This window comes from Rhizobium leguminosarum bv. viciae USDA 2370 (genome assembly GCF_002008365.1).
In the GTDB taxonomy this organism is placed as follows: Bacteria; Pseudomonadota; Alphaproteobacteria; order Rhizobiales; family Rhizobiaceae; genus Rhizobium; species Rhizobium leguminosarum.
The window spans coordinates 1-12,922 of the sequence record NZ_MRDL01000001.1 but is presented as its reverse complement, the minus strand read 5'-3'; the positions used below and the strand labels follow the sequence as shown (position 1 = coordinate 12,922).

Here is a 12,922-nt window from a genome sequence, read left to right as displayed (position 1 = left end):
GCTCAGCTCGGCCGCTAGCCGGTGGGTCGGCAATGGCGTTCAGCCGTATCGAAAATGGGCTGTAACGAAAGGATGGGGGCGATGGATGCGGACACGGCCGCCATTGTCAGCTGACAATTGAGCTAAGAATTTCCCGTGACTTCCGAAAGAGACGCGGGCGCTCTGGTCGCGTGGCATTCTTCTCTCGCTAGGAAACTCTGGGATTTTCGACAAGACCAACGCTTTGCTATCGCCACGGCCACAACGGCGCTCGCTCTCTCTGACGGGTCCTTCATTGCATTCGCCGTCGTCGAGAAGCCCACATAAACACGACGGTCTTGTTTGCGCTTGGAGCAGATCGGCAAGGTCGGCGTGCGCGGCATCGAGCTGGAAGGCAAAGCCGCCATCAACGACCGGGTCAATCTCACACTTGCCTATTCTTATTGGGATGCCGAAATCCGCGAGGACGGAACCGGCGGCAATATCGGCAACTGGCCCTCGCGCGTGCCGCGGCATCTGGCATCGGCCAGGCTCGACTACACGGTCCCTGGAGACGGAAAGCGCGGCGACCTGACGCTCGGCGGCGGTGTGCGTTATATCGGCCAGACCCATGGGGACGAGGCGAACACCGTATCGGTCGCAGCCTATACGCTCGTCGACGCAGCCGTCAGCTACAAGGTGACGCCTGACGTGACGCTTGCCGTCAACGCGACGAATCTGTTCGATCGCAAATATGTCGCCAGCAGCTACTTCTGCACAGAATATTACGGCGATCGGCGCAAGGTCGTCGGCACCCTGAAGTATTCCTGGTAAAGGTTGGCGGACGCCGCCTTGTCCAATCAAGGCGGCGCTCGCAATCTGCGCCAAGGGATCACCCTCTCGGCAATGTGGACTGCATTTGGTCCATTCCGGAAATGATAACCCCACGACGAGGCTTTGATTGACGCAAGAGGGAGCCGCCTCTACCTAAGAGCGAGTTTTCATTTCGAACGTGCTCCAATTTGGCAGGTTGAACATGTCCGAGAGTTCCCCGAGCTCAGTCCCGAAAATTTGGCCGTCCCCGAATCGGCCCGGCTTCCGCAAAACTTTCGCTTTAGAACTCGACGACCATCTTGATATCCAGCATGCATCGCGGCAGCTTCTGCCAACCGGTCCAACCGTGGGGGCAGCGGGAATCGTTGCGCTGTTCGTCGCGCTGATTACCAATTTCGACAAATGGCAGGCCGGTGACGTCGGGACATTCGCTATCTATGTCCTCGCAACAATCGTTGCTGGCGCGCTCGGGGTCTTTCTGTTGCTCGGGCCGATCCGGCGATTCCTGCGTTCCATGTATCGCCGACGACTGGTGAAGGCGGAAGCGATCGGCAGGCCCGTCGAGTCTACCGTGGACCAGAGCGGCATCAGCTACACGGTCCTGGGTCAGACGGTCACATGTACCTGGGATTCGCTCTATGCGCTCGAAGAGGATGCCGGAACCTTCCACTTTTGGATGTCCAAGATGGTCTCTCATCCGTGGCCGGCGAGATTGTTTGCCTCCGAGGAGGAGCGACAGGTCTTTCGCGAAAGCGTATTGAAGTGGTCCGGCCGGTCGTTCTCCCCGCCCGTACTGGCCCGCCTCGGAGCAAGAGGCAGGGCCAACTTGCCGGCGAATGAGACGACGCCAAAGTGAGATCATTGATGGTGTTGCGTGGGAACCCCCTCAGCCGACAACGCGCTTCCGCATCAACAGCATCAAGAACGGTGCGCCGATGAGTGCGGAAACAAGACCGGCCGGAATCTGGTAGGGCGATACGATCGTGCGGCCGACGAAATCGGCAGCAACCATAAGCCCCCCTCCGATCAGAGCGGCACCAAGCATTTGCGGCAGCGCGCGTGCCAATCCCGCCTCCCGCGCAAGGTGAGGTCCCATGAGGCCAATGAATGACAATGGGCCAACCGTCAGCGTCGCGGCAGCCGTCAACAATCCTGCGAGGCCAAAAAGCGCAAATCGCGATTTCGCCAATGGTACACCGACCGCCGCCGAAGGAGACGGCCCAAGGGGAAGTATGTCAAGCCAGCGGCGGACGGCGAGCGAGACGGCAATCAGCACGGCGCCGAGCGCCACCTCCGTTGCGGCGGTCGATCCCTCGATAAGATAGGTGGACCCGCTCATCCACCGCATCAGCAGAACAGCTCTCGGATCTCCCGTCGAGCTCAACACGCCGACGACGGCATCGACCATCGCGCTTAAGGCAATGCCCGCAAGCAGGACTCGCTCGGGAGCGAACGCCGATCGCCGGGAGCTGGCGAAGATGACGACAAGCACACTGATCGCACCGGCCACGGCAAAGACAAATTGACCGGAAAACCCTGGAGCGACGGCAAAGAGGGCAATCGCAACGCCGAAGGTCGCTCCGGCACTGATTCCCAGAACTTCGGGACTTGCCATTTCGTTGCCGGTCAGCCGCTGAAGAATAGAGCCCGCGACCGCAAGCATCGCGCCCGATGTCAGGGCGGCGAGGATTTTAGGTATCCTGATGGCAAGGACATCGTACGAGAACTCGCCGGAAGCGAGAGCCCAGCCGCCATTGAGGTCACGTCCGAGAAAAACGCTGACCGTCAATAGCACAAGCAGGCCGGCAGCCGCGATGATGACCGGTGCCGTTCCATCCCACCGGCGGGACCGTTTGAACGCCGGCGATTGCTGCAGTCTATGACGGATCTTCAGACGCGGCAGCAGCGCGAGAAGCAGCGGCGAACCGAAGATGGCTGTTACCGCCCCCGTCGGCAAAAAATCGCCAAGCCCCCCTGCGGCCAGTTGCAGAACAGAGTCGGCGAAGAGAAGCAGCCCGGCGCCGATCAGGGGGGACCAGAAGATGAGCTGCGCGGGACGCCGTGCTCCGGACAATCGCGCAATCGTCGGCGCGACCAGTCCAATGAAACCAATGACCCCAACGGCGCTCGTGACAAATGCAGCAAGCGCGACAGCAAGCGCCACGACAATGAAGCGCAGGCGGACCAATCGGACGCCCAGCGCCGTGGAACTGCTCTCGCCAAGATCGAGCAGCGAAAGCGGTCTCATCACGAAAGCGCAGACGATGGCGATGGCGCCGAACTTCCAAAGAAGCGACAAGGGAATGACCCAGCTTTGCTGTGCCAGCGAGCCGGCGCCCCAGATGAACAGGCTCGAGAGATAGCGCTGGTTCAAATAGGTCAGGATGGCAGAGAGGCCACCACACCATAGACTGAGAACCAGCCCCGACAGAACAAGCGAATAAGGCGAAAAACCGCGGCGCGCGCCCAGGCTGACGACGATCACGGCAGCGGTCGCACTGCCGATCAGAGCGACAAGATCACGGCCGGCGCCAAGCAAGTCGGGGAGAAACAGCGATGTTACCACCAGCGCCAGGTTTGCTCCGGCCGACACGCCGAGGGTGGTCGGATCGGCGAGCGGGTTTCGCAAAACTTGCTGAAACAGCGCCCCCGACAAGGCAAGCGCGGCTCCGGCAATCAGCGCCGTCGCAAGACGGGGAAGCGTCGAATAGGTGAACACCATTCGCGTGACATCGTAATCCGGTCGACCCATTTCTGACAGCGCTGGAACGGCAAGAAACCACGATGCCACGCCTCCACCGCCAATCAGGAGGAGGAAGACAATTGCTGGCCCGATATTGTCGCGGCGGGATACCATCATGCTTCTTTTTCCAGAAGATCTGTCAAAAGGCCCGCGAAGCGCATGGCCTCGTTCACCATGCCAAACATCAGGGCCGGCGGCAGAATCGACAGATGGCCCGGACGCGCAAACGCCAGCCTGTTCCACAGCGGGCTCTGAGCGAGTTTCGGAAGAACGTCCGGAGGAACGGGATCAAAGGCGATCAGACGCGCGTCCGGATCGGTGATCTTGGAGAGATCTTCAATACCGATCGTTTCAAAACCCCAGTAGTTCGACTCTCTGGTCCAGGCGTTGCGGACACCGATGCGCTCGAGCACATTGTGGAACAGCCCAGGACTCGAGTAGATGCGGACATGGCGGGCATCCATGAAATTCACGAGGGCGACTGGCGGCAGGTTCTTGCCCGCCAGCCGACTGCGGCATCGCTCGAAGAAGGCGTCGGCGCGCGCGAGGAACTGCTCTGCTTCATTCTCGCGGCCAAGCTCACCAGCCAATTTACGCGTCGCCGCGATGGCAGCGGGAAGAATAGATCCAATGCCCGGCGTAAAGACTTCCAGCCGAACGACTTTCGCCACCGACTGTAGCTTGGGCAACAGCTCATCCAGGTAAGGTGTGGTCAAGACAATGTCGGGCTTCAGCGTGACGAGAATTTCAAAATTGACCTCGAACGAACTGCCAATATCGACGACGGATTTTGGCATCGGCGGCTCGACAACCCATCTGTCCCAATCGGCGAGGTCCGAAATCCCGACCGGAGGCAATCCGAGGGATAAGAGAGTGGACGCAAGGCCATAGTCGAGGCTGACGATCCTTGGGCCTATCGACTGCGCAAACAGCGGAGCTGGAACGACCGAGGCCGCCGCGAACTGCAAAAGGGAGCGCCGCGTAACACCCATTGCACGCCTAGCCTCAACAAACATAGGCGAGCGGATAAGGCAGGTTGGGCGCGGAGATCACATCCATGTCGATCCCATAGATCTCTTGCAGCGTGTTTGGCGCAAGGATCGCGCTCGGCGTTCCGCTCGCAACAACGCGACCGCGTTTCAATGCATGGATCCGATCGCAGAAGCGAGCGGCCATGTTGATGTCGTGGAGTACGATGACGACACTGCTTCCAAGCTCGTGCGCCAAGCGTCGCACAAGGGAGAGCACCTCAATCTGATGCGCAACATCGAGTGCCGCAGTCGGTTCGTCGAGCAACAGGCAGCGAGCATCCTGAGCGATCAGCATCGCGATCCAGGCACGTTGCCGCTCACCGCCTGACAATGTTCCGACGATACGGTCGGCGAACTTCTCGATATACGTTGCTCGGAGGGCTTCCTCGACTTTCCCTTCATCGTTCTTGGTGAAGCGGCCAAGCGCCCCGTGCCACGGATAGCGACCGCATCCCACAAGCTCGCGGACTGTCATTTCCGATCCGGTCGTGACATCCTGGGGCAGATATGCGACCGAACGAGCGAAGACGCGTTCACCATACGTCCTAAGATCCCGGTTGCCGTAAGAGATCGATCCAGCGCTCGGCACAAGCTGGCGAGCCAACATCTTGAGAAGACTGGATTTACCGGAGCCGTTGTGGCCGACCAGTGCCACAACTTCTCCTGCCGGAAATTTGAGACTTACATCGCGGAGAATCTCGTTCCCCTCTATCAAAAGACCTATATTTTCGGCGACAAAAGTTTCAGCCGTTCGAGGCGGATCTTGCGTCGGGGGGAGCATAGCCACGTGACATCCTTTAACCGGGTGATAGCTCGGTACTAAAGATGAGACTAGCAATCAACTATTTTCGTTGTTCCAATATCTCTGCCTAGCGCCTCGTCATCCTCACGCGGGCGGCAGGCCTTTCGGCCACCTGGTCAGGTTGACTTTCCCAAGTGCGATGCGCCGTCTCAAGGACGCCCAAGGTCGCAACATATCTCAACAATAAAGTGCAAACCGCAACACCGAACCGCAGCATAATGAATCGGTCCCAGCCGACTTGCCGGTTTGCTGAAGCCTTCTCCAATCATCGAAATGACGAGGCACTTTAATGTACACAAAGATAATCGCGCTGGCCGCTGTGGCTTTCTCGGCGGTGCCGGCCTTTGCCGCCGATGCCGTGGTTCAGGATCCTGCTTACGTTCAACAGGGACAGACCCAGTCGGCCTTCGACTGGTCGGGATTTTATCTCGGGCTTCAAGGCGGATACACCTCGACACATGCGAGCTACCTCGACGGTTCCGAGCAGGATCTTGATGGAGGTTCGACGGGTATCTACGGCGGATATAATTTCCAGCACGGTCCTTTCGTCTTCGGTATCGAGAATGACTTCAACTACAACTGGAAGGATGGGAGCGACGTTTCCCTCAAATGGGATGGCTCGGCGCGTGGACGTGTGGGATATGCCTTGGACCGTACGCTGATCTATGGAACCGGGGGTTTGGCGGCCGCGGGCGGAGAAGTCGACGTGCCTGGAATTGGCAAGAAGGACGACATTCTGATTGGCTGGACCGCCGGTGGCGGTGTAGAACGCGCCCTGACCGACAATATTATGATGCGCGCTGAATATCGCTATGACGATTTCGGACGCAAGGATTTCGGCTCGGCGCTCGGCGATTTCGAGGTTAATCAGCAAAAGGTGACGGTCGGCACGAGCTTCAAATTCTGAATGTCTGATCTCCGGTTGGGATGAGAAATCCGCGGCGAATCCTGCCCGGTGCTTGGAGATAGGCTGATTTGACAACCTGCTATCGGCCGCCGGCATTGCGGCCGAACTGCATTTTCGGGCGATGCTGCGGATATTGGCATTGCAGGCAATCTCTGATCTAGTCTCGAACTCTCTCCGCCGGGCAGTTCAGCCGCAGGCTCATGATATTTGAAACGAGCGAGAGCCATATTCTCATGACCACTCACCGCTTCATCCCGACGATCTTTCACAATGTCATCGGCTCTCTTCCGCCGGCCCTGCGTATCGCCGACGGCGACACCGTGGTCACTGAGACGCTCGACGCCGTCGGGTATGACAAGGACGGCGTCAAGCAGACATTCGGCCCCAATCCGATGAACGGCCCGATCTTCGTGGAAGGTGCTGTGCCCGGAGATGCGCTGAAGGTCGAGATCATCAGCATGATCCCGACCAGGGCCACGGGGTTTACCCGCAGCGTCGTCGCCGCCAATGTCGTCGATCCCGAGACGGTTCGCGACCTGCCGGCGCGCGATATGGCCATCTGGGTCATCGACCGCGAGGCATTGACCGTTCGGCTTTCCGAGCCGGTCGCCGGCCTCGAAAACCTCGTTCTGCCTCTCACCCCGATGATCGGCTGTTTCGGCGTGGCGCCCAGCCTCGGCCAGGCAATATCGACCGCAACCAGCGGCGAATATGGCGGCAATATGGATTATCGGCTGTTCGGCCCCGGCACCACGGTCCGCTTCCCGGTAGCCGCTCCCGGCGCCCTGTTCTTCCTCGGCGACTGCCATGCCGTGCAGGGGGATGGCGAGATCGTCGGAACCGGCGTCGAGACGACGTTCGAAGTCACGGTGCGGCTGACGGTGGAAAAGAAGGCCGGACTGGTCTGGCCGCGTGGGGAAACCGCCGAAGACATCTTCACTATCGGCAACGCCCGGCCCCTCGATCAGGCGCTCCAGCATGCGACCAGCGAAATGTTGAATTGGCTGGCATCAGATTATGACCTGGACAGGACGGCGGCCAGCCATCTGCTCGGTCAGGTGGTGCGTTACGATGTCGGCAACGTCTTCGATCCCGCCTATACGATGGCTTGCCGTGTTGCCAAGAAATGGCTGGTTCGTCGATAGAGGGTTCTCGGGAGCTGCCGTCCCCGACAGGACTCTGGACCAGCCCAGACGGTGAAATGATGCGCGACGATCACCAGGTCTGCCATGGAGCGCGCCTCGTCGACGGAACGAAGGTCGCGTTTATGGCAACGGCTGATGACTTCGCAGCGGTCACCCCGAAAAATGGAGGGAAGATAGGAAGCGCCCGTCGTCTATCGGTTAGGGCACCATGGGGAAAAGGGGTTCGACTCCCCTAGGGCGTGTCATTCCAGCTCTATGTCAATGCATCTTCGATCTGTGCAATTCTTGCATTAAGCTGCGGGAATGAATTTTGCCAATAGCGGTAGGTATTCACCAGGTTGCGATATGACGCAGGTAAATCGCTTGCTGGCAAATAGCCTTTTTCAAAGGCAAAATTAAGCACATCCTCATAATAGGTGATCGCATAGATGAACTTCCAGTTGATCTGCGGGTTCGACGTGGCGTTCTCATGACGCCTAAAGTACGAGAGCGGCTTGGGATGTATAACGAAATCGCCGAGTTGAGCCAATTCAACCCACGCCGACAGGTCAATCAAGCCTCGGAAGAGATCACCTTCCATGCGATACAACCGGAATTGTCCATCGCCGTCAAATGCGTCCGCCTTGCGAAATAAGGCTGTTGTGTACTCCCCAACAAGATTCACATGATTGAGGGCCGTCAACCTTAGGAAATCACGGCCGGAAACCATTTTTAAGCCGTCTCCGGAAGCGTTGAAATGGTTGATGAAACCAGTCGTATGATTTCGGTCATCGATCAGATGGCGTGGAGAAAACGCAAGGCGCGTATTTCTATCCCTTGTCGCATCGAGTGCCTCCAACAGGAATTGTACGCAAAAAGGATGAAGAACGTCATCATCGAACAGGAATTTTATGTATTCGCCGTTCGCAATCTGAACCAGTCGACGCACGTTGCTCTCGGGCCCGGGATTCGGATTACGGCTATATTGAACAAACCGAACATATTTATCACATATTACCTTGATTGCATCGGTCGGACAGTCGTCAGACACAAGAATTTCGGCATCGACAAAGCTCTGGGCCAGTGCACTTCGAAGGCACAGCTCGAAATAATCGGGATTATATGCAGGAATACAGATCGATACACGCGGCATCGATACCCTCCGGACTTAAGAAAGATTGGAATTGGACGCAATTACCGCGTCCCGCCAGCTTCGCACATAAGGAAAATACTGGCGCAAAGATCGGGATAGATTTGCCCCAGGTGATAGCATCCCTCGAGATATTCGCTGGAGATAATATCGGTCTCCAACAGCCGATCCCACTGAAAATTGGCCAACGCTTTGAAGAAGATGCCTGAGCGATGCACCACATTTAGCCCCGCTAATTTAGCATCACGCTCCAAGGTGTCCAACGAGTATGTGATCCGATGACCGTGTTCCAACTCCGCCGGCGTTACTGCCGAATTGTGACGTATCAAACCCATTTTGACCGCGATCTGACGTGAGGGAGCGTTCGCATTTGGGCAAACCAAGAAGAGCCTACCGCCTTCCGACAACCATTCCTCGTTGACACGTCTAAGCACTCCCACAGGATCATCCAGATGCTCGAGAACGTGCGTCAGCAGAATATTGTCATAGCGCTTGGGCAACGTCACGCCTTCGAAGACGTCGTTGATAAATATCAGCCCTTCGCCTAGATCGCGCTTCGCTATGGCTATCGCCTCGTCGGATGCTTCGACGCAGGTGATGTCGTCAAAATACGGCATCACTCGTTTGGTGAAATCGCCTCGAAAACTTCCAAGCTCAAGTAAACTCCCCCGACGAAAGAATGGAATAAAGGACTTCAGCATATAATGATGCATGACATCGAAATCGAAATTGTAAGCATAACGATGATCACTGGTGTCTTTTATTTCATTGTTATAATCACGCTTGTCGGTCACTTTTTGGCCCCCAAATCCAGCTTCATAATGAGCGTTGACTGCCCGCCACCCAACGGCACAAACCCAAATTTTCCGTAGACCGCGACTGCCGCCATATTCCCAGCCTCTACTTCAAGCTGTATTGTGCCGAAGCCTTTTTCGTCTGCGTGAGTGATGCATTGCTCAAGCAACGTCCCCGCTATTCCACGGCCTCGCCAATCCTCAAGCACACTCACGTTCGTAATGAATGCCGACTTCAGCTTGTCGTCGTTGCAATACATAGCCAAGAATCCGACTAACATGCCGTTCGACCATGCCTCGAAGCGCTCGGCATTTAGAAGAATTTTCTGCGCATAGATCCCAATGTCGATTCTTGCACTGAGCTCGGTTGCAAAACTCTCACCGCACTCGTTTAAGTGTCGGGCTATTTCGTCTACCGAAGCGAAGTTGCGGCTCCAATTTGGGGTCAAGCGGTCCGCTCCAATATCGCAGCGCCGAATCCATACCGGCCGAAGTGGTTTCCGTTGTACAAAAGGTAAATAGCACCGTCTGACTCAAATACATGCGGATAGCAAAGCATGTCAGAATCCCACTCGCCACTTGTTCCTTCGATTGCTAGTTCGACGTCATCGCGCGACCAGTTAATCAGGTCGTCCGAACAGGCGTGGCCGATTTGATAGCCACGGCTTTTATTCGTGCGAAAATCTGACGATTGCCGGTAGCAAAAGAACATATGATGACGCCCCTCGATCTCGATGACCGTAGGTAAAGCCTGGCTTTCATCTGGACCAAGCCGATCAGCGATAATCTGTCGGGCTTCTTCCTTCTGCCAATTGATGCCATCCCGGGATGTTGCGTGACCGATTTTATAGGTGCGGTCTGGCGCGGTTTCGGAGGAATATACTTTCCATCCAGTTCCGAAAATGTACCACATGTGGAAGGTGCCGTTGATGAACCGTACGAAGCCATCGCCGACCAAGCAAGGCTCGCCGAGCGACGCAGACAAAACTGGCCCATCGCCGATCCTCTTGAACGACAACCCGTCGTCGTCACTGACGGTGAGGCCGATTGCAGTATCAACCGATACCGCAACCCTTCGATTCCAACCGCATGAGTAGCCGTAGATCTTTCCTTCATGTCGTATCACGTTCATCGGGAAGATACCGTGCTCGTCGAAACAGCCTAGTTTCCCAAGCTCTATAACGGGCCGGTCGGAAACTCGAACAATCCGATCCATTGTCTTATCCATATCAACGAAAGCGATATGGCTGAGATACTTGCCATTCGTGTCAACGGCGCGAGTTGAGAAGTATATTCGGATAAAGTCGTCGAAAACGAGTGCTTGAGGTGACTGCGCGTATTCGACACATCCTGCCGGCAGCTGATGGCGAGTGGGATCGAAGATCTTACCTAACTTCTTCCAGCGCATCTTCGTCATACATCACCCAACTTTCCGTCGAGGATAGCAAGACCGAAGCCATTGCGACCGACCTGATTGCCGAGATAAGCCATGTAGGTCTTGCCATCGATCTCAAAGACGTGCGGATAGCTGACCATCTCGTCGTCCCATCCCGTATCCGATACAGTTAGGCCAGCCTTGGAATCGTCGCGATGCCAGTTGATCAGATCAACGCTCGATGCATAGCCGATTCGATAGCCTTTTTCTTTACCTCTATAATTCGTGCTATACCGGTAACAGAAGAACATGTGGTATTTCCCCCCGGCAAAAATCACATCGGGGCTGGCCTGTGCTTCGTCATCTTCGACAATGCTGTTGATCAGGTTTCTATTTAGCTTTGTCCAACGGATGCCGTCTTCCGAGGTAGCGAGCCTTATTTTGTAGACAGGCTCAGCGCGCCCGTCGGCCATCTTCCACTTGGAGCCAGCGATGTAAAAGAGGTACCAGGTATTGTTAAAGCGCCGGATTTTGGGACCGCTCAAAACAAACGGCTCATCGGGCGAATATGGTAGCACCGGTCCACGACCTGCCTTCACGAACGTTCGACCTTCATCGGTACTTAGTGCCAAGCCGATACCGACGTTGAAAGGCACGGACTCGCAACGAGTCCAGCCGGCATAGTAAGCCCGAACGATATCGCCATCTCTTGCTACGGAAATCGGATAGGTACCAAATTGGTCAAATTCACCAAGGCTACCCAATTCCAGAACGGGACGTTCGCTGATGTGCCTGACTTTGAACAAATCAGCTCTGTCCACGTCGATATAAGCGGAATGCGACACATATTGCCCGGATTCGTCTGCCGGTGGTCGGCAGGAAAAATATACGCGCACAAAATCATCGAAAATCAGGGTTGCTGGCGCCTGAGCAAACTCCTTGAGCCACGGGCGATTCGTCACATCTTGCGGCGTGAACACCTTGCCCAGCTTTTGCCATTTAAACATCTACGTCACCGACTGGATTTCTTGATGGAGTCCGGACTGCCGAGTGCGGCAGCGACTACGGTTAAATAAGCTCATATTCGTTGAGTATCTTCGCCTGGATGCTCTCGGCGGAGTTGAACATGATCACGTCGATGATCGATAACCAAGGCAGGAATTCCGCTCCAAACTGGGGATATTCTAAAGGCTTCGATTTGATGAATTTCAGGTCGATGTCACGCGCATTGAACGTTTCGCGCGAATAGAGATCCACTCCCCCGATTGCGTTTATATATACGCTTGCACCGGCCTCTTCACAAAGAGCCAAAACCTTTGTCTCTGCCTTAAGACCGTGATCTATTTTCATTTTGGACGAGACGATGAATTCTGTCTTGATGCCGAGATAATCGCAAATTTTCGTGATTGAATTGAATATATAGGAATAGAGGTTGCTGTCTTGGAAGCGGATTGCCTGTTCTATCACTGGAAAAGCATTTGAAAAAAATGGTGCACGTCGATAGGCGCCTTGAATTTGATTAACTAGCTTATTGCGGTCGAACTCTGTCGACAGTGTGCGGTCGCATATATCTAGGCTGTCCGACGCGGCCTTAATCGGCAGAGAAAATGTATAATCTTCACCATTCCGCAGTATGCGGTTTCGATTAATCCAACCCTTTTTTGTATATTTTATGTTGTCGTAGACAACAAATTTATCGACCGCGTGGATCAGCTGAAAGTAACCAATATAGGGGAAGAAATATGGCTGCATGATAGCCAGTTTCATCTCATATATCCCTACTTGCGGTGAAAGCACCTGTGCTCAATGAAGCAATGAGCGCGCAGACCCTGTCGACGATCTCCATCTCCATGTCCGGATAGATGGGAAGGCAGAGCACCTGTTGTGCGGCCTCGGTTGCGACCGGGAGGTTCGAGGGCTGCGAGGAAGGCAGGCTACGGTACATCGAGAAGCTTGAAATCAGCGGATAGAAATAGCGGCGCGGATGAATGCTGTTTTCCTTCAGCCGTTCATAGAGCCCATCGCGTGAAATGGGGTAGTCAGGGCGTACGAGGATCGGGAAATAAGAGAAGTTGGAGACGGTCTCGCCGGAACGGTCCAGGCATTCTATGCCGGCCACGCCACGGAGCCGCTCACGATATGCACTGTCGATCAAACCACGCCTTTCGAGCGCGAGCTTGATGTATTTCAGCTGCAACAGGCCG

The 12,922-nt window shown here is 55.7% G+C and carries 13 protein-coding genes and 1 pseudogene; 4 read left to right on the top strand and 10 right to left on the bottom strand.

Going from position 1 to position 12,922, the window contains the following annotated elements:
• Positions 1–330: 330 nt before the first annotated feature.
• Together BS629_RS00070 and BS629_RS00065 are read left to right on the top strand one after the other, a co-directional pair.
• Positions 331–792: pseudogene (locus tag BS629_RS00070) on the top strand (TonB-dependent receptor domain-containing protein); the annotation flags it as partial.
• 202 nt (positions 793–994) lie between these two features.
• Positions 995–1,648, top strand: a complete 654-nt coding sequence (locus tag BS629_RS00065) for a hypothetical protein (RefSeq protein WP_077987913.1) — start codon at positions 995–997, stop codon at positions 1,646–1,648.
• Positions 1,649–1,678: 30 nt separating this feature from the next.
• Here the strand turns inward: BS629_RS00065 and fhuB are convergent, their stop codons facing one another.
• From fhuB to BS629_RS00050, 3 genes are read right to left on the bottom strand one after another with little or no spacing between them, the layout of a single operon-like run.
• Entirely contained in the window at positions 1,679–3,649 is a 1,971-nt protein-coding gene (gene fhuB / locus BS629_RS00060; protein WP_026188813.1) for a Fe(3+)-hydroxamate ABC transporter permease FhuB, read from the bottom strand.
• A complete protein-coding gene (locus tag BS629_RS00055; RefSeq protein ID WP_018246926.1) occupies positions 3,649–4,527 on the bottom strand; it encodes an iron-siderophore ABC transporter substrate-binding protein in 879 nt (292 codons plus the stop codon). Before BS629_RS00055 ends, fhuB begins: the two co-directional genes overlap by 1 nt.
• A 13-nt stretch (positions 4,528–4,540) precedes the next feature.
• Positions 4,541–5,347, bottom strand: coding sequence for an ABC transporter ATP-binding protein (locus tag BS629_RS00050; RefSeq protein ID WP_032980105.1), 807 nt, complete (start codon positions 5,345–5,347; stop codon positions 4,541–4,543).
• Between the two features lie 310 nt (positions 5,348–5,657).
• Between BS629_RS00050 and BS629_RS00045 the strand changes: the two genes are divergently transcribed.
• Together BS629_RS00045 and BS629_RS00040 are read left to right on the top strand one after the other, a co-directional pair.
• Positions 5,658–6,275 (top strand): outer membrane protein, encoded by a 618-nt coding sequence (locus BS629_RS00045; RefSeq protein ID WP_018246928.1) that lies wholly within the window; start codon positions 5,658–5,660, stop codon positions 6,273–6,275.
• A gap of 233 nt (positions 6,276–6,508) precedes the next feature.
• Positions 6,509–7,420, top strand: coding sequence for an acetamidase/formamidase family protein (locus BS629_RS00040; protein ID WP_018246929.1), 912 nt, complete (start codon positions 6,509–6,511; stop codon positions 7,418–7,420).
• 253 nt (positions 7,421–7,673) lie between these two features.
• On the opposite strand, the gene BS629_RS00035 is transcribed toward BS629_RS00040, so the two are convergent.
• From BS629_RS00035 to BS629_RS00005, 7 genes are all read right to left on the bottom strand, one after another.
• The gene (locus BS629_RS00035; RefSeq protein WP_018246930.1) at positions 7,674–8,552 is read right to left on the bottom strand and encodes a glycosyltransferase family 2 protein; all 879 of its coding nucleotides are present in this window, start codon (positions 8,550–8,552) and stop codon (positions 7,674–7,676) included.
• A gap of 41 nt (positions 8,553–8,593) precedes the next feature.
• Positions 8,594–9,343 (bottom strand): class I SAM-dependent methyltransferase, encoded by a 750-nt coding sequence (locus BS629_RS00030; protein WP_018246931.1) that lies wholly within the window; start codon positions 9,341–9,343, stop codon positions 8,594–8,596.
• On the bottom strand, positions 9,340–9,792 hold the full coding sequence (locus BS629_RS00025; protein WP_018246932.1) for a GNAT family N-acetyltransferase: 453 nt from the start codon (positions 9,790–9,792) through the stop codon (positions 9,340–9,342). The genes BS629_RS00030 and BS629_RS00025 overlap by 4 nt, the downstream gene beginning before the upstream one ends.
• A complete protein-coding gene (locus BS629_RS00020; RefSeq protein ID WP_018246933.1) occupies positions 9,789–10,760 on the bottom strand; it encodes a glycoside hydrolase family protein in 972 nt (323 codons plus the stop codon). The genes BS629_RS00025 and BS629_RS00020 overlap by 4 nt, the downstream gene beginning before the upstream one ends.
• Positions 10,757–11,725 carry a glycoside hydrolase family protein gene (locus BS629_RS00015; RefSeq protein ID WP_018246934.1) on the bottom strand — a complete coding sequence of 323 codons (969 nt, stop codon included), beginning with the start codon at positions 11,723–11,725 and terminating at the stop codon, positions 10,757–10,759. The genes BS629_RS00020 and BS629_RS00015 overlap by 4 nt, the downstream gene beginning before the upstream one ends.
• A gap of 61 nt (positions 11,726–11,786) precedes the next feature.
• Positions 11,787–12,485, bottom strand: a complete 699-nt coding sequence (locus tag BS629_RS00010) for a WbqC family protein (RefSeq protein ID WP_018246935.1) — start codon at positions 12,483–12,485, stop codon at positions 11,787–11,789.
• Position 12,486: 1 nt separating this feature from the next.
• Positions 12,487–12,922 (bottom strand): DegT/DnrJ/EryC1/StrS family aminotransferase (locus BS629_RS00005; RefSeq protein WP_198943665.1); only part of this gene is annotated, 436 nt, incomplete at its 5' end.